Origin of the sequence: Hymenobacter sp. YIM 151500-1, from assembly GCF_025979885.1 — a bacterium.
Classification (GTDB): domain Bacteria; phylum Bacteroidota; class Bacteroidia; order Cytophagales; family Hymenobacteraceae; genus Hymenobacter.
On sequence record NZ_CP110139.1, the window covers coordinates 1,781,710 to 1,797,975 of the forward strand.

Below are 16,266 nucleotides of genomic sequence, written 5' to 3' on the forward strand. Positions count from 1 at the left end.
CGGTTGACTCTGCGGCAGAGGCAGTTATGTTTCCGACGACATTAGTAAGACACCCCTTCTACTGGGCGGCCTCTACATAGGGGGTAAGCTTAGCACAGAAGTCGGCGAAGGAATCAGCGACGTAGTAGGTGTTGCCGTCCTCTTCGGTTGACTCCTCAAAAAAATGGGCGTGGTCCCAATAGTAAACACCTTTGTCTTCTCCGCTGGTGATGTAGGTTATCATTCCCCCGCCTGGATCAGTACCAATGATGACGGTTTTCTCTTGCAGTTCGTCGCCGTAATCCTTTGCCCAATAGGATAAGGTAAGAGCCCGGTTGCGGTGCGTGACTCCATAGAATACATCCATCATCACATGCTGACCAAGACCTTCGACAAAGAACCGGTCATCATCCACTCGGCCTCCATTGTTTTCGATTAGAAAGCTGCGATAATCGGCAGGCAGCGAAAAGCCAAGTTGCTGCTCTAATTCAGAAATAGCCGATTCCTCGTTTTTACCCCAGGATACAAAGGTCTTCATGGCTTCTTCTTATTTATTTTAGAACGGGTTGGTTTTGCTGGTGTCTGGCGAACGTCTTGTTTTTTTATGATGGAACGTGCCCCATAGTGGGTGAATCGTGCGTGTAAGTCCCTAGGCACTTCCTGCATAGTAGTCAAATTCTGGTGGTGATGCCACGTATTATCTTCCAGATTCCGACCAAGGGGAGCTAGTTTGTTAGCGGCTCTAAAATCGGCGTCACAATCACCGACCATATTAGGAATATCTATTTGTTGTCGTTCGTAGGAAGTAAAATCCGGAAAATGCCCCTCGTAGATAACCGAATTACACTCCCAATCGGTGTACCTCCAGTTGCCGTTGCCCAACTGTTCTATTGAACCGCCTTTACGATACCATTTAGCAACTGTGGGAGCATGTGGCGGTTTCTTCCGGGGGTTAAGGGCCGTCTTTGGTGGTTTCGGGACGAGCGGCGCGCCGGTCAGGGCGCTCAGCGCGGGGGAGGGCGGCGGGGCCTGGGGCGGGCGTGGCAGCGCCTCCGCTGGCAGGTTCCGCAGGCTGGGGGCGGGCAGCAGGGGCGGGGGTGGCGTCGAGGCCCGCTTGCGCACGTGGGGGTCCTTCTCCCACCACAGGGCCGAGTAGTGCTCGACGTCGGTGCCGTTCCACTCCCACCACGCCGCCGACAGGGCCAGCTCTAGCTCGTAAGCGGCCTCCCGCTCAGGCCGGCCGGGGCGGAAGCTGGTGCGGTAGAGGGTGCAGTGCGCATCGTAGAAGGCCAGGCGCCAGCGCACCTGCTCGCCTGCATAGATGACCAGCCAGCCGCTGCGCCGCAAGTGGCTGTCGGCGGCCCACTCGGTGAAGAAGCCGGCCATAGCGGCCAGGCCCACCAGCGTGAGGCGGATAGGCCGGTAATGCACCTCGCTGCTAGGCTGGCCGGTGTGGGCCAGGGGCTGCTCTAGGCGGCACCGGAACGTGACAACCGGCTCGGCCAGGCCGGCTACTTGGATTTCAGCATATAGCGCAAGCACGACGGATAGCATTGGTTAGCCTGCCAAAATAATCTTTTTTCTCCTGCGGGCGGGCAGGCTTCCAGAGGTTGCGCTTGGCGCAGGCCAGGCACGGTGGGAGCTGCTGGGTGGTTCGGGACGGGGGCGGCAAGCTCAACCAAAGCCTTTCTTGTTTTGCGCCCGTAGTATATTTCATGCCAGCCCTATTTCTTTTCCTTACCGGGCCCGGCTGGGCCCGCGCCGCTGGCAACGGCGCGGGTTGACTTCCTCTTCTATTTCCCTTCTCTCGTGTTGCTACCTACCCACCTCATCGTGCTAGGTGCCTCCGCCGGGGGCATGCCGGCCCTCACTCATCTGATGGGCCAACTCCCGGCCACGCTACCCGCGGCGGTGCTGGTGGTGCAGCACCTGGCCCCCGACTCGTCGGGGGAGGCGCTGGCGGCCCGGCTGGCGGCTCACTCCGCCCTCACGTGCCAGTTGGCCACCCACCTGGCCCCGCTGCGGGCCGGGCACGTGTACCTGGCGCCTCCCGACCGACACATGCTGGTCAAGGAAAACCGGGTGCTGGTGACGCGGGGCCCGCGCGAAAACAACTTCCGCCCTTCCATTGATGCGTTGTTCCGGTCGGCGGCCGTGGCCTACGGGCCCAACGTGGTGGGCGTGGTGCTGACCGGCATGCTGCACGACGGCACGGCCGGGCTGGACTTTGTGAAGCGCTGCGGGGGTATGGCCGTGGTGCAGGACCCGCACGAGGCCGAGTTTCCGAGCATGCCCGAAAGCGCCCTGCAAAGCGTGGCCATTGACTATGTGGCGCCCCTGAACCAGATGGGCGCTCTGCTGGCTGAGTTGGTGGGGGCACCCGCAGCGACGCCCTTTCTTATTCCGCCCGACTTGCAACTGGAAGCCGCTATTGCCGAACGCGTTGTGGGAAACACCGACGAAATCAACTCCCTGGGCCGCCAGGTGCCGCTTACCTGCCCCGACTGCGGTGGCGCGCTGTGGGAGCTGCCCCAAGGCCGGGTGCTACGCTTCCGCTGCCACACCGGCCACTCCTTCACCGCCGACTCGTTGCTGGACCGCTCCCGGCAGTCGCTGGAAGAAACGCTGTGGGTGGCGCTGCGCATGATGGAGGAACGCCGCAACCTGCTCACGAGCATGGCCAGCCGGGGCGAGGGGCAGTGGAGCGTGCAGCAGGAGGAGCGGGTCGAAGAAATCAAGGCCCACATCAACCGGCTGCGCGAGTTTCTGCTGAGCGGGCTGAACTCGGCCGATGACATAGCGGCCTCGTAACGGCGAGAGGTGGCGGCATCCGTATTTTCCGCAACGGGTGCGGTAAACGCGGGGTACTGCCTCCGAATAAGATGGTAATTTGTTGCTGTTAAGTTGTATTTTGATTGAGGCCGGCAACTCTGCGCTTCCGTTGTAACGTTGGAGCCAGAGCAGATGCAGGCGTGCCCGTTTGGGGCACCGGCCTGGTGCCTGCGTCTTTCTTTCCGGACATTCTGTTTTCGGCTGCTTTGGCAGCCAGCTGCCTCTTTTCCCTACCAAAACAACTTAGCCCGCTCCTTCTATGCTAACTGCTCCTCCCCTCTCCCAGGACATGCCCCTGGAACTTTCGCTCGACTCCCTCGACCTGGGTCACCTGACGTGGTGGCTGAACCACGGCCGCCTGCTGCCGCCGGTGCAGATCAACTGCCAGCAAGTGCGCTGCCGCCGCACGCTCGGTGTGGCCTACCTGGTGTCGCAGCTGCTGCGCCTGCGCGCAGCCGGCGCCACCGTGGTGCTTACCCACGTAGACGCCACCATGCGCCGCGCCCTCGACCGGCTGGCCCTCACGCCGCTGTTTTCCATCGTGGGCGCGCAGGACTAGCGCCGCGACAAGCGGAACGGATGCCGGCAGCCTCAGCAGACATCCCCGACAACAAGGCGGGCCCGCGGGCCCGCCTTGCTCGCGTTAGGAGCAGCTTGCCCCGCACCGTGCTCCGCCGGACTCGTGGCGCCGGTGCCGCTCGGTCCTCGGGCGTAAGCTGTTGCCGACCCGCGGCGCCCGTTCGGCGGCCCCGGAGGCCGTGCCTTCTCTTCCTCGCCTTCGGTCTCCTACGCCCGGTAAGCGCGGCCCTTCCACTCGAAGCGCAGCGGCAGCACCCGAAACAGCACCAGCCCCGTGCTGAGAGCCAGGGTGTACACCTCGAACAAGGGCAGCAAAGCCAGCGGCGCCCGGCGGCCCACCCTTCGGAAGCACACATGGGCCAGCAGGCCCTGCACCAGGAGCTTGCCACCCCACACCAAGGCAGCCGGCAGCGGCCCGGCCACCCAGGCCAGCACGGCCAGGGCCGGGTAAAAGCCGCCGTAAAGCAGCAGGCAGGCCTGGAGCCAGCGCGGCAGGGCCTCCACGCCCAGCAGCCAGCGCCGCCGCTGGTGCAGCAAGCCCCGCCAGGTGTACATGGGCAGGCTTTCGGCCAGCACCTCGGGGCGGTAGAGGTTGCGGTAGGTGAAGCCCCGCGCCAGCACCGCCCGAAACAGCTCGTAGTCCTCGGTGACGGAAAACGGCAGCTGCTCGTAGCCGCCCGTAGCTTCGTAGGCGGCCCGCGTCACGAGCATATTGTTGCCCATGGCCGTTACGGGCTGCCCCGCATCCGACACCACCTGCACCAGCCCCAGGGCCATGAGCCAGTCGAGCCCCTGGAGGCGGTGAAACAAACGCGGCCCCGTGACCAGCGTCAGGCCCGTGACGGTGCCCACGCCGGGCTGGGCGTGGGCCAGCAGACCCGTGAGCCAGGTGGGCGGCACGGCAATGTCGGCGTCGGTGATGAAGAAGTAGGCGGAAGTGGCGGCGCGGGCCAGGTGGGCCAGCACGTTGGCCTTGCCACGGGCCTGGCCCAGGGTAGTCGTAATGGGCACCACCCGAAATGTACCCGCGTAGCCGCGCATGGCTTCCGCGGCCACGGCCGCGGTGCGGTCGGTGGAGCCGTCGTCGCCGAGCAGCACTTCCACCAGCTCTGGTGGGTAATGCAGGCCCCGCAGGCTGGCCAGGCACCGCCCGATGGCCGCTTCCTCGTTGCGGGCCGCCACTAGAATGCTTACCCGCGGCAAGGGGGCAGGCAGCGGCCCCGGCTGGGCCCCACGCTGGCGCACGAACAGCCCACTAGATAGGAGCAGCAGGCCAAACCAGCCCGCGAAATAGAAAAGCAGCAGTGTCATGCAGGCGCAAGGTACGCACCCTGGCCGGGGACCTTACCCCCTAGCCCCTTCTCCAAAAGAGAGGGGGGACTAGTTTGTAGCTCTAGACTAGAAAGCTAAAACTAGAGTCCCTCCCTCTTGGGGAGGGGTTGGGGTGGGGTTACTAGTCCCCTCTCTTTTGGAAAGGGGGCTAGGGGTGAGGTCCACTACAGCCGCTCAAACCGAAACCCCTGCGCGGCAAAGTGGTCCAGGTAACGGGGCAGCACGTAGCGGAGGTTGCGGCTGGCTTTCAGGCTGTCGTGAAACACGACGATGGAGCCGGGGCGCGAGAGGCGGATGGCCGTGGCCAGGCAGGTAGCCGGGTTGAAGTGCTGGTCGTAGTCGCAGGTCAGCACGTCCCACATAACTACTTGGTGAGTGGCGTGCAGAGTCTGGGCCAGGGGCCGGGTGATGCGGCCGTAGGGCGGGCGCATGAGGGGCCGGACTTCGGGCTGCAGCTCATCCAGCAGGGCCTGGCACTGGGCTACGTCGCGCAGGTAGTGCGGGCGCGAGTGAGTCCAGCCGCTGATATGGTAGTAGGTGTGGTTGGCGAGGCGGTGGCCGCCGGCCAGCACGGCCTGGGCCACGTCGGGGTGGCGCCGCAGGTTGTCGCCCACGCAGAAGAACGTGCCGCGGGCATCGTAGCGGGCCAGCTGCTCCAGCACGAAGGGCGTTTCTTCGGGAATGGGCCCGTCGTCGAAGGTGAGGTAGAGGGTGGGCGGCTCGTCGGCCGGCATCTCCCAGAGGCAGTCGGGCAGCAGGCGCCGCAGCGGGGCCGGCATTTGGAACAGTCGCACGTGCGTAGCGGAATAGGGTTAGTGGCAAAGGTAGCCTGGGAAGCGGCAAGCTGTAAGCCACACGCTGCAAGCCTCAAGCTGCAAGCTTCAGGCATGGTCTAGCTTGCAGCGTGTGGCTTACAGCTTGCCGCTCACTAAACTAACTGCTTCCCACAGGGCCTGGGCGCTCTGGTCCCAAGAGAAGCGCTGCACGTTCCGGAAGCCGCGCTCCACCAGGGCGGCGCGGTACGCGGGGTCCTCATGCACCTGCTGCAGGCCAGCGGCAATGGACTCAACCTGAAAGGGGTCGACGAGGCAGGCGGCGTCGCCGGCTACTTCGGGCAGGGAGCTGCAGTTGGAGGTGATGACCGGGGAGCCGCAGGCCTGAGCCTCGATGATGGGAATGCCGAAGCCCTCGAAGTAGGGCACGTAGGCCGTGCCCAGGGCCGCGGCGTAGAGCTGCACCAGCTCGTCGTCCTGCACGCGGCCCGTAAGGTGCACGTCGTGGCGGAAGCGCAGGTGCTGGTAGGTGTCGAACATGGGCCCGGCTTTCCAGGCCGTGCGGCCCACGATGAGCAGCTTGGTGGCCGCGCCGGTCTGGGCCTTGAAGGCGTCGAAAGCCCGCAGCAGGTTCACCAGGTTTTTGCGCGGCTGCAAGGCGCCCACGAATAGGAAATACGGCTTGCCGGCGCTGAACCGGTCCCGTGTGGCCTGCTGCACGGCGGCCGGCTGGGGCCGGAACCGGGCGTCGGCGGCGTTGTACACCACGCTGATGCGGCTTTCGGGCAGGCCGTAGGTGCGCACCAGGTCCTGGCGCGTAGCTTCCGACACCGCCACCACCCGCTGGGAAGCCCGCGCAAACCGGGGCGCGAAGAAGTGGTAGTACTTGCGCTGCACCAGGCCCACGTCCTGCGGAAAATGCTCGAAGGCGAGGTCGTGCATCACCGTCACGCGGGGCACATGGGTGTTGAGCGTAGTGAAGCCGTCGGGGCTCAGGAACACGGCCGGGCGGTGGCGGCGCAGCCAGGCAGCCACGGCGCCTTCAAACCAGGCTACAAACAAAAACGGGTGCCGGGCCGGCGGAAACAGCACGTGCGGCACCACATTCGGCCCGAACAGGTAGCGCGCGTCGTAGGGCCTGTCGAACAGGAAGTGAAACGTGTGCTCCGGGTGGGCCGCCACCATGCGCCGCAGCGTCTCAAACGTAAACCGCCCAATGCCTTCCAGCTGGTCCCCCGGCAACAGAAAACGAGTATTGACGGCGAGGTGCATAGCTTGTTCGGGGCTTCGTTTTCGTGCTGTTTGCTACCAGTATCTTAAATCAGGCACCCAACTGGGTGACGTGGCTGATTTTACGCGGCGACGGTAAACAACCGTGGCAACCAGGAGTGCATCACTTCTACGCGTGGCGTGAGCCTGGAAGGGTGGATGGCTGAAGGGGTAGCTGTTGATTCTATCATTGTCATTTTCGCCGGAGCCCTTGTAGCTGCCGCAACTCGGCAGGACGCACAACGCGCACAGCCAGCACCAGCACCACGAAAAGCAGGCCAGCCAGCGCCGTTTCCACCATCCAGTGCAGGTGCGCTACGTGTTGCAGCGCATACCAGCCCGCCCCCAGCCCAGCCAGCAGGCTCAGCAAGCGGGCCAGTGTGCTCCAAGGCACCGGCACACCGGCGTGGCGCTGCACCAGCCATACATACCCCACCGATACTAAGGCCGCGCAGACTAGCGTGTTCCAGGCCGCAGCTATGGCACCAAACCGCGGCAAAAACAGCAGATTCAAGCCAATATTCAACAGGGCACTCAGGGCCACCAGGCGGTTCACGGTGCGTACGTAGTGGGTGCTGTTGAGCAAGGTTGCGTACAGGGCAAAAAACGCGTGCACCAGCACGTTGACAAACAGTACCTTCAGGCACCACGCCATGCGCGCAACCTCGGCCGCCGAGCTGTGCTTGAACTGCCAGAAGAGCACTTCGCCCCGAAACAGCACAAATACGCAGACAAACAGCATGGGTATCGTGACTATCCGCTGCCCAAACCACAGCAGTTCCCGCTGCTCGGCCGGGCGGTGCGTGGCGCCGGAGAAGCGGGCAAAAAACAAGGGCAGCACGGTCCAGAGGTACATCATCACCGCATCCACCCAGCGGTAGGCCCCGGCATAGTAGCCCGCTTCATCGGCCGAGGCCAACCGCTCCAGCATCACCATATCCACCCGCTCATTCAGGCCATACAACAAGTTCATTACGGCAAACGGCACGGTTTCGCGCAGCACGCCGCCGGCCTGCTTCCACTGCCAGCGGTAGCGGATGCGGCCAAACAGGCGCGTCATCAGCCCGTAGAGCAAGGCCACGGTAAACCCGGCCGCCGCTACCCGCACGCCCACGTAGCGCTCCAGCGTGAGGCCCAGGGGCAACAGGGCCGCCACCAGCCCCAGCAGCAGAAACTTCTCGAATACCGACAGCACGGCGTCGGTGTTGAAGCGCTGCTGGGCCTGCAAGGTGCCCCGCAAAAACTGCCCGTACTGAGTTAGCAGCAGGCTGGCACCCACGGCAGCCAGCAGGCCCAGCGTGGCGCCGCGGTAGCCCAGCATCCAGCCCAGGCCCACCATAGCCCCCAGGGCCACGCCATTCAGCGCCCCGCGCAGGGGCAGGATGGTAGGGAAATACTCCGCCAGAAAGCCCGGCTCGGCCGCCACCCGCTTCACGCTATAGTGAGTCAGCCCCAGATCCGACACCGTGGCCAGCACCAGCGTGAGGGCCGACAAGGCCGTGAACAGCCCGAAAGCCGCGTGGCCCAGGCGGTCCTGCACTACATTTTCGAGAATAACCCACCCTGGCTTTATCAGCAGGTTGAGCAGCACCACGAGGCTGATGTTTCCGAGGAAGCGTTTGATGCCGGACCAGAATTAGAGCAAGACCATACGGGCAGGAAAGCTGGTCTCCAGCCCCAAAAAACACGAAGCCAGGTGCCACGGAGGGCAAAACTACGCAAATCTGTATGGACCGAAGTCCGAACGGCCGCTCATTTTTCCTCTATCTTTGCCAGCCTCCGCACGTGGTGCTTTCACTTTCCAGGTTCGGGAGCTGTACACATCTATGTTAGAACGCACGTATTCTTTGCTGGGGTTGTGGCCCATTATTGATCGTTGGAAGAAGTTGGTAGGGACGGCACTGGCCTTGGCGCTGGTGGTCAGCCTGGTGGTGGCCCTGCTGCTGCCCAATATCTACACTTCCACGGCCGTTTTCTTTCCTACGAACCCTCAGAGCACCGACCCCGACCGGATTGTGGACGGCGAAAAGCTGGAGCTGGAAAACCGCACCGAGGACCTGGACCGCGTGATTACCATCGGCGAGTCGCAGCCAGTGGCTGAGCTGATGATCCGGCGCTTCGACCTCTACAACCACTACGGCGTAGGCCAGCCCGGCGAAGACAAGGCCGATGAAGCGGTGCTCAAGGAGTTTAGCGACAACCTGGGCATTGTGCACAATGAGCGCGACGCCATTGAGCTGACGTTTCAGGACACGGACAAGCAGCTGGCCGCCCGCATGGCCAATGCCATGGTGCAGGTTATCGACTCCATCAACCAGCAGCTGACCCTGGAAAACCGCCGCAACGTGCTGGGCCTGTTCAAGCAGCGCTACGAGTTCCTGAACGGGGAGTTTGAACGCTCGCGCCGCCAGCTGGTGCAGGCCCGCCGCCGCTACGGCATCTTTAATGAGGAGATGCAGTCGCGCTACCTGGCCCGCGAAATTATTGAGATTGAAAGCAAGCTGCGCCAGGCCGAGGGCGGCAGCGGCAACGCCGGGGCCCTGCGCCGCTCCCTGCGCGGCCTCACCCAGGCCGACGGCGGCAACGTGGTAAACCTGGAGAACTACACCCAGGGCCTCGACTCGGTGAAGATGTTTACGGCCCGCCTCGAAGACCTGCAAGCCCGCCTGGTAAAGGCCCGCGGCGACTACGAAATTGCCGATGTGGCCATCCGGGGCAAGCTGTCGTCGCTGTACGTGGTGCAAAAAGCCTACCCGGCCGTGAAGAAGAGCAAGCCCGTGCGCTGGCTGATTGTGGTGGGAGCCGTGGCCCTCACGCTGATGCTGTCGGTGGTGCTGATTACGCTGCTGGAGCTGCTGCGCCGCACGCAGCGGCCGGTTTCGCTCAGCACGGCCGCATGAACCGCCTGCTAAATCAGCTATGGCCCCCGGACACGGCCCAGCGGGTATTTGTGGGGTTTGTGCTGGTGCTGCTGGTGGGCGGTGCCGCCGCCCTGCTGCTGAAAACACCCCTGCCCCTGCTGCCCGCCGTGCTGCTTCTGGGCCTGCTGCTGGTGCTTATCGACTGGCGCCTGGTGTTCTACTTGCTCTTTGCCTCCCTGGCCTTTGCCCGCGAAATAGCCATGCCCGGCGGCCTGAGCCTCGACGTGCCCTCCGAGCCCCTGATGCTGGTGCTAACGGGCTGCGTGGGGGCCGCGCTGCTACTGGGCTACGGGCACCTGCCGCGCCGGGAACTACTGCACCCGGTTATCGTCTTGCTGCTGCTGCTGCTGCTCTGGTCTATTACGTCAACTTTCTTTTCGGTTGATACAACCAAGTCGGTTAAATACCTGCTGGCCAAAATCTGGTATCTGGTACCGTTCATTCTGGGCACGTGGCTGATTGTACGCCGCCCTACCGACCTATGGCGGGTAGCGGGGCTGTACGTGGGCAGCGCCTGCATTACGGTCATTATTACGGCCGTTCGTCACGCCTCATCAGGCTTTTCCTTTGATGGCATTAACCCGGCGGCGTCCTGGTTTTACCGTAACCACGTCATTTATGCCACGGTGCTGGCGCTGCTCTTGCCCTTTGCCCTGTACGGGGTGCGGCGCAGCCGGGGCTGGGAGCGGACGGCGTGGCGGGTGGCAACGGGCCTGCTGCTGTTTGGGCTGCTCACGGCTTACACCCGGGCTTCCCTGCTGGCCTTGCCGGTAGCGGCCGTGTTTTACTGGGTGGTGCGCCTGCGCCAGATGCGCCTGTTTCTGGTGGGTGCCGTGGCGGCGGCCCTCACTGGCTCCATCTACTTCCTGAGCGAGAATACCTACCTGCTCTACGCCCCCGATTTCGAAAAAACCGTGTTCTACGGCGACGACTTCGAGAAGCACCTGGAGGCTACCTACAAGCTGGAAGACGTGTCGGGGATGGAGCGGGTGTACCGCTGGGTGGCCGCCGTGCGCATGGCCGCCGACCGGCCCCTGGTGGGCAGCGGCCCCAGCACCTTCTACCCCGAGTACAAGCGCTACACCGTGCGCAGCTTCCGCACCTACGTGAGCGACAACCCCGAGAAATCCACCACCCACAACTACTTTCTGCTCTTGCTGGCCGAGCAGGGCTTTCCGGGGATGCTTCTGTTTATGGTGCTGCTGGTGGTGGCCCTGCTGATGCTAGAGCACCTCTACCACCGCACCCTGCCCGGCTCCGAGCTGCGCTACATCACGCTGGCTTGTGGCCTAAGCTTCGTCATCATCGTCTTTCACCTGCTGCTCAACGAGCTGGTCGAAGTCGATAAAGTCGGCTCGTTCTTCTTCCTAAATCTAGCCGTGCTGATCCGGGTAGGAACGTGGGTGAGATATGAGAAGTGAGATATGAGAAGTGAGAAGTGAGAAGTGAGAAGTGAGAGGTGAGAAGTGAGACAGGAGAACAGCAGCCCCAGCGGGGCGACATATCGGTAGCAGGTAAGAGCCGGGAGAACAGCCAGCCCCAGCGGGGCGACACCCCTCGTTGAACGGTTGTGTCGCCCCACTGGGGCTTTGCTTTTTTACTCCTCTTTTTCTACCGATATGCCGCCCCGCTGGGGCTGCCGGTCTACTGTCTCACCTCTCACTTCTCATATCTCACCTCTCACTTCTCACTTCTCACCTCTCATATCTCACTTCCCTACTTAAACCGACAGCTCAGAATCGTGATGTCATCGGCGAAGCCGGTGCCGCTGGTGTTGAAGGCTTCGATTTCGCGGAGCAGCTCACGGTGGACGGTGGGCAGCGGGGCGTAGCGGTTGTGGCGGAGCACCCGGAGTACGCCTTCCTCCCCGAACTCGTTCTGGTTGGTGTCGAATACTTCGGTGAGGCCGTCGGTGTAGGTGAGCAGCAGGGTGCGGGGCGGCACCTGGATTTCGCCCACCTTGAGCATGGGCAGCTCGTCCATCACGCCCAGCATAATGGTGCCGTCTTTGAGCACGAGCAGGGGCGCGTCTTCGCCGAGCAGCAGGGGGTCGTTGTGGCCGGCATTCACGTACTGGAGGCGGCGGGTGGCGCGGTTGTAGAGCCCGAAGAAGACGGTGATGAACTTGTCGCCGCCGGCATTGCGGAAGATGAGGTTGTTCAGCTCCTGCACCACGGTGGCTAGGTCGGCCTGCTGGCGCAGCAGGGTGCGCAGCCCAGCCTGGAAGTTCGACATCAGCAGGGAGGCCGCCACGCCCTTGCCCGACACGTCGGCCACGCAGAACAGAAACCGGTCGGCGTCGAGGCTCACCACGTCGTAGTAGTCGCCGCCCACGGCGGTGTGGGGCACGTAGGAGGCGTGCACGGCCACGCTGCTGTCGTTGGGCAGCTTGCGCGGGAAGAGCATGGTTTGCACCTCCTGGGCAATTTCGATTTCCTTGCGCATGGCCGCATCCGCCACGCGCTGCCGGGCCAGGCGGCGGTTTTCGATGGCTCCCACCAGAATATTGCTCAGGGTTTGCAGAAAGTTGGTGGCTTCCTCGCTGGCATAGTCCTCGTGCACGTTGCCGATGAACACGTAGGCCAGTACCTCGCCGTTCTGCACCACCGGAATAACGGTTTCCAGCAGCTCCCACTCGGGGCTTACCTGAAAGCTGGTCATAGGGCAGGGCACCGAGCGGCAGCCCGCCAAAACGCTGGACGGCAGCGGCAGCGTACGGAAATTGGGCAACCCGGCCCCAAACGAAACGGTGCACACCCACTGACTTTCCTCTTTCACGTAGAGCACCAGCCGCCGGATGGTCAGCTGACCCAGGAGCGTAAACTGGAATATTTTGTAGAGCGCCGCTTCGGTAGAGTCCTGGTTAATGGCCTGGGTGATTTCCAGCAGAGCGCCCAGCTCCCGCTCTTTCAAGAACAGTCGTTTTTCGGGGGTAATGGTGGGCATATGTAGAGTAGGGACTTAGGGTCTTAGAGGATTAGGAACTTAGAGGAACGTCACGCTTCATCGGGCGTCCGCTCCGTGAAGCATCTCTCCTGCTTCGTTCTCACGATTGAGGTTAGCCAGCAGGAGAGATGCTAGCCTGCGGCGACTTCCGGTTCGACTCCGGCTGCGCACCCTGGCTTGATGTGTTCCCTGCTTAGCTGGACAGTTTACTTGTTACCATTCACCACTTATCCTAGCGGAGTTTTGGGGTCGTAGGCGTCGCGCAGGCCGTTGCCCAGCAGGTTGAAGCTAAGCACCAGCAAGCTGATAGCCAAGCCCGGCAGCAGGGTCAGCCACAGGCCGGCCTCAGTGCCAAGCAGTTGGAATCCTTCGTTCACCATGAGGCCCCACGACGGCGCGGGCGGCTGCACGCCCAGGCCCAAAAAACTCAGGCCCGCCTCCAGCAGAATGGCCGCCGCAAAATTGCTGGTGGCCAGCACAATCAAGGGGCCAGTCATGTTGGGCAGCAGGTGGCGCCAGATCAGGCGGCTCTGGGGCAGGCCCAGCACCCGGCCGGCTTCCACAAAGGTTTTTTCACGCAGGCTGAGCATCTGCCCGCGCACCACGCGGGCCACGTCCACCCACATAGTCAGGCCCACGGCCACAAACGAGGTCCAGACGCCCTTGGAGTCGAGGGCCAGGGAAATGGCAATGACCAGCATAATGCCCGGAATGCTCCACACCACGGTCATCAGGCCCAGCAGCAGGCTGTCCACCCAGCCGCCCACGTAGCCGGCCACCGCCCCGATGGCCATGCCCAGCACCACCGAAATCAGCACGGCCACCAGCCCAATGCCCAGGGAAATGCGGGTGCCCAGCAGCAGGCGGCTCAGCTGGTCGCGCCCGGCTTTGTCGGTGCCCAGCCAGTAGCGGCGGTGCGTTACAGCCTGCTCGACAACCTGTTGGCGGTTTTCGGCCGGTTCTGCCGCCAGCTGCCGAAGCGCCACCCCCACCTCGGCCGGAGCCGCCGCGCCAGCCGGCCGGTAGGGCACATAGGGCCGCACGTACACCGAATCGGCGGTGACCCGGAAGCGGGGCTCGATGGGCAGGTCCTGGGTAAGGGGCGGCTGCCCGCCCCACCAGCGGGCCAGCAGTCCGCGCCGAGTGGGCCGGATGGAGTCGGGCAAGGGCACGGGCAGCACGTCCACGCGGAAGCCGGGCGGCTGTTTTTGCAGCACCACCAAGCCGTTGTTGGCCGAGGGCGAGTTGTCGGGCAACATCCAGTAGCCCAGCAGGGCTACCAGCGTGCACAGCACAATAAAGCCCAGGCCCAGCATGGCGGGCGGGTTGCGCAGCAGGCGCTGGCGCACGTAGTAGCCCGGCGGCCGGGCCGGCGGCGCGGAAGGTGGGGCCACGGGTGCCGCCATTAGCGGGTGTTGTGTTGAAGCAGGCCTTCTTTGGAGGCCAGAAAGTAACAGTCGCGCACGATGGCGCCGAAGGAGCTTTCCTCGAAGGCTAGCTCCGTGTCGGGGTCGGGCCAGAAGCTGCGGATGAGGCCCTGTTCCAGCAGGCTCCGCAGGTGGCGCTCCAAGGTGGCCGGGGCCAGGCCGGTTTTCTTGCTCAGGTCGGCGAAGGAAGTGACGAAGTACAGCTCGTCGAGAATGTCAAATTCAGCGTCGGTCACGGGCAGCGGCGGGTTTTGAGCAAAGGTAGCACTCGAGGCGGGTTGTTCGGGTGCCTGGGCCGGGTACGTGCGGGCGTTGTTTCTCGCTGAGGCTCGCCGAGAACTTCGCTGAGGTTATTCGATCAGTACATAGGTGCTTTGGGCTACAGCATGATCAGATTCTACATAGGCCAAAATCTGCTTAATTTCCCGGTCGCTCAATTGAAAGCTGGGCATTTGCTGCTTCTGGTACTGATTGAAAACTTTCACGGCGTACTCGTCGCCGCTGGCTACCATCTTACTGGAATTTTTCACCCAAGGAATCAACCAGGAAACGGGGCGGCGCTTGGTGATGCCATGCAAAGCGGGGCCTACAAGTACTTCCGTGACGGCATGGCACTGGGCGCAATTGCCTTTGAATAAAGCATCACCAGCTACGACATCAACAGGATTAGCGCCGGATGGAATTTTGGACTTGGCCTTGCTACCTAGCTCCACTCCGGTATAGGCAGATGTTGCCGCTTTGGCAGCGTCAGCTGGTTCAGGTTCCGTAAGCAGTCCGCCCACGGACAGCAGAAAAATACCCATCGTACACACCAACAACGCCAGCCCCACCGGAAACACGATTTCTAACCAGGATTTACTCATGAAATTATACAGGATTGGTACAGGATGAAGTAACAGCCCAACCTCAGCAATAGCAAGAATTTCACTGGGTTTTTCGAGCGGTCTTCTGCTGCCGTTACCGGGGCTTCTCCCCTACCCTTCGGCCCTTCCACTCGTAGCCGCCGCGCAGGCCCAGCAGCCCCACGGCCAGAGCGTAGGGCCCGTAGGCCAGCTGGAGCACCGGCACCCACCCCAGCCACCGGAGCCGCCCCAGAAACCGCAGCACCGGCCCCAGAAACAGCACATCGGCCGTGAGCTTCAGCGTCCAGGCTGCCACCACGGCGCCGCCCGGCGCGGCCCCGGCCAGCCACAGCCCCGCTCCCACCGGAAAGGTGAGGTTGCTCAGCAGCACCAGCACGGCCAGGCGGCGCGGGGCGGCGGCCTGGTAGTGGCGCCACTTGCTGGCCCAGCGTACCCGCTGCCCCAATAGCTGCCGCAGCGTAGGCTGGGCGGCGGTGCGCACCACGGCCCCGGCCCGCTGCACAAACCGGATGCTGCCCGGAAAGGCCGCGTGCAGCTTGTGCAGCAGAAACTCGTCGTCGCCGCTGGGCACGGCCTCGTTGCCGCGGAAGCCCTGCACGGCAAAGAAATCGGCGCGACGATAGGCCAGGTTGGCGCCGTTGCACATGGTGGGCCGGCCGCGGTAGATGCTGGCCGCGCCCACGCCCACCAACCCGGCCAGTTCCAGGCCCTGCAAGGCGGCTAGGGCGCCCCGCCCCGTCAGCAGCACCGGCCCGCTGATGAAGCGCGCAGCGGCATCGGTGGCTACGGCGGCGTACGCCCGCACCCAGCCGGCGGGCACGCGGCAGTCGGCGTCGGTGAGCAGCACCCAGGGCGCCCGCGCCGCCCGCACCCCCGCTTCCACGGCCGCCTTCTTGCCCGTGGGCGCCTCCGGCAGCTCCGCTAGCCGCAACAGCCGCAGCCGGAAGGGCGCTTGAGCCGCTGCTTCCAGTACCAGCGCCGCCGTAGCATCGGTGGAGTGGTCGTCGATGATGAGCACCTCGAACCCGCCCGGCACCGGCTCCTGCCGGGTCAGGTCCTGGAGTAAGTGCGGGAGGTTGGCTTCCTCGTTGCGGGCAGCAATGAGAATAGAAAAGGCGTGGACTTCACCCCCTAGCCCCCTCTCCAAAAGAGAGGGGGAACTAGAAACTAGCTCTAGCGTTCTAGCTGCCTCACCCCCCCGCCCCCCCTCTCCGGGGGAGAGGGGGGAGCCTGACGACGTGGTAGAACCAGAGCTAGTGCTTTCTAGAGCTAGTTCCCCCTCTCCCTTTGGAGAGGGGGCTAGGGAGTGAGGCGAACCAGGGCTAGGGGGTGAGGTCCACGCTTG

Annotated in this window: 15 protein-coding genes; 4 read left to right on the forward strand and 11 right to left on the reverse strand. The window is 63.5% G+C overall.

Translation table 11 applies throughout. The features are described from left to right. Positions 1–58: 58 nt before the first annotated feature. Together OIS53_RS07365 and tssD are read right to left on the reverse strand one after the other, a co-directional pair. The gene (locus OIS53_RS07365; RefSeq protein WP_264681752.1) at positions 59–517 is read right to left on the reverse strand and encodes an SMI1/KNR4 family protein; all 459 of its coding nucleotides are present in this window, start codon (positions 515–517) and stop codon (positions 59–61) included. After that, positions 514–1,521 (reverse strand): HNH endonuclease, encoded by a 1,008-nt coding sequence (gene tssD, locus OIS53_RS07370; protein WP_264681753.1) that lies wholly within the window; start codon positions 1,519–1,521, stop codon positions 514–516. The genes OIS53_RS07365 and tssD overlap by 4 nt, the downstream gene beginning before the upstream one ends. Positions 1,522–1,788: 267 nt before the next feature. Between tssD and OIS53_RS07375 the strand changes: the two genes are divergently transcribed. Together OIS53_RS07375 and OIS53_RS07380 are read left to right on the forward strand one after the other, a co-directional pair. Beyond that, a complete protein-coding gene (locus OIS53_RS07375; protein WP_264681754.1) occupies positions 1,789–2,790 on the forward strand; it encodes a chemotaxis protein CheB in 1,002 nt (333 codons plus the stop codon). A gap of 280 nt (positions 2,791–3,070) precedes the next feature. Then, positions 3,071–3,370, forward strand: a complete 300-nt coding sequence (locus tag OIS53_RS07380) for a hypothetical protein (protein ID WP_264681755.1) — start codon at positions 3,071–3,073, stop codon at positions 3,368–3,370. A 227-nt stretch (positions 3,371–3,597) separates the two neighbouring features. On the opposite strand, the gene OIS53_RS07385 is transcribed toward OIS53_RS07380, so the two are convergent. The 4 genes from OIS53_RS07385 to OIS53_RS07400 form a co-directional block, all read right to left on the reverse strand. Beyond that, positions 3,598–4,701: a glycosyltransferase gene (locus tag OIS53_RS07385; RefSeq protein WP_264681756.1), complete on the reverse strand. Its 1,104-nt coding sequence runs from the start codon at positions 4,699–4,701 to the stop codon at positions 3,598–3,600. A 185-nt stretch (positions 4,702–4,886) separates the two neighbouring features. Continuing rightward, entirely contained in the window at positions 4,887–5,516 is a 630-nt protein-coding gene (locus tag OIS53_RS07390; RefSeq protein ID WP_319805482.1) for a polysaccharide deacetylase family protein, read from the reverse strand. Positions 5,517–5,633: 117 nt separating this feature from the next. Continuing rightward, a complete protein-coding gene (locus tag OIS53_RS07395) occupies positions 5,634–6,767 on the reverse strand; it encodes a glycosyltransferase family 4 protein (RefSeq protein ID WP_264681757.1) in 1,134 nt (377 codons plus the stop codon). Between the two features lie 190 nt (positions 6,768–6,957). Beyond that, positions 6,958–8,358 carry an oligosaccharide flippase family protein gene (locus OIS53_RS07400; RefSeq protein ID WP_264681758.1) on the reverse strand — a complete coding sequence of 467 codons (1,401 nt, stop codon included), beginning with the start codon at positions 8,356–8,358 and terminating at the stop codon, positions 6,958–6,960. A gap of 232 nt (positions 8,359–8,590) precedes the next feature. On the opposite strand from OIS53_RS07400, the gene OIS53_RS07405 reads away from it, so the two are divergent. Together OIS53_RS07405 and OIS53_RS07410 are read left to right on the forward strand one after the other, a co-directional pair. Continuing rightward, a complete protein-coding gene (locus OIS53_RS07405) occupies positions 8,591–9,664 on the forward strand; it encodes a GumC domain-containing protein (protein ID WP_264681759.1) in 1,074 nt (357 codons plus the stop codon). After that, entirely contained in the window at positions 9,661–11,106 is a 1,446-nt protein-coding gene (locus tag OIS53_RS07410) for an O-antigen ligase family protein (RefSeq protein WP_264681760.1), read from the forward strand. The genes OIS53_RS07405 and OIS53_RS07410 overlap by 4 nt, the downstream gene beginning before the upstream one ends. A gap of 295 nt (positions 11,107–11,401) precedes the next feature. On the opposite strand, the gene OIS53_RS07415 is transcribed toward OIS53_RS07410, so the two are convergent. The 5 genes from OIS53_RS07415 to OIS53_RS07435 all read right to left on the reverse strand — a co-directional run bounded on the left by OIS53_RS07415 (position 11,402) and on the right by OIS53_RS07435 (position 16,068). Beyond that, positions 11,402–12,631 (reverse strand): PP2C family protein-serine/threonine phosphatase, encoded by a 1,230-nt coding sequence (locus tag OIS53_RS07415; RefSeq protein ID WP_264681761.1) that lies wholly within the window; start codon positions 12,629–12,631, stop codon positions 11,402–11,404. A 227-nt stretch (positions 12,632–12,858) separates the two neighbouring features. After that, positions 12,859–14,025, reverse strand: coding sequence for an ABC transporter permease (locus OIS53_RS07420; RefSeq protein ID WP_264681762.1), 1,167 nt, complete (start codon positions 14,023–14,025; stop codon positions 12,859–12,861). Positions 14,026–14,036: 11 nt separating this feature from the next. After that, the gene (locus OIS53_RS07425) at positions 14,037–14,294 is read right to left on the reverse strand and encodes a helix-turn-helix domain-containing protein (protein ID WP_264681763.1); all 258 of its coding nucleotides are present in this window, start codon (positions 14,292–14,294) and stop codon (positions 14,037–14,039) included. Between the two features lie 114 nt (positions 14,295–14,408). Continuing rightward, positions 14,409–14,921: a c-type cytochrome gene (locus OIS53_RS07430; RefSeq protein ID WP_264681764.1), complete on the reverse strand. Its 513-nt coding sequence runs from the start codon at positions 14,919–14,921 to the stop codon at positions 14,409–14,411. A 94-nt stretch (positions 14,922–15,015) separates the two neighbouring features. Next, positions 15,016–16,068 (reverse strand): glycosyltransferase, encoded by a 1,053-nt coding sequence (locus OIS53_RS07435; RefSeq protein WP_264681765.1) that lies wholly within the window; start codon positions 16,066–16,068, stop codon positions 15,016–15,018. Between the last annotated feature and the right edge of the window lie 198 nt (positions 16,069–16,266).

Bases quoted from the DNA above. Each gene is read 5' to 3' on its own strand.
- OIS53_RS07365 (WP_264681752.1), bottom strand. From the start codon at position 517: ATGAAGACCTTTGTATCCTGGGGTAAAAACGAGGAATCGGCTATTTCT.
- OIS53_RS07380 (WP_264681755.1), top strand. From the start codon at position 3,071: ATGCTAACTGCTCCTCCCCTCTCCCAGGACATGCCCCTGGAACTTTCG.
- OIS53_RS07385 (WP_264681756.1), bottom strand. From the start codon at position 4,701: ATGACACTGCTGCTTTTCTATTTCGCGGGCTGGTTTGGCCTGCTGCTC.
- OIS53_RS07395 (WP_264681757.1), bottom strand. From the start codon at position 6,767: ATGCACCTCGCCGTCAATACTCGTTTTCTGTTGCCGGGGGACCAGCTG.
- OIS53_RS07405 (WP_264681759.1), top strand. From the start codon at position 8,591: ATGTTAGAACGCACGTATTCTTTGCTGGGGTTGTGGCCCATTATTGAT.
- OIS53_RS07410 (WP_264681760.1), top strand. From the start codon at position 9,661: ATGAACCGCCTGCTAAATCAGCTATGGCCCCCGGACACGGCCCAGCGG.
- OIS53_RS07415 (WP_264681761.1), bottom strand. From the start codon at position 12,631: ATGCCCACCATTACCCCCGAAAAACGACTGTTCTTGAAAGAGCGGGAG.
- OIS53_RS07430 (WP_264681764.1), bottom strand. From the start codon at position 14,921: ATGAGTAAATCCTGGTTAGAAATCGTGTTTCCGGTGGGGCTGGCGTTG.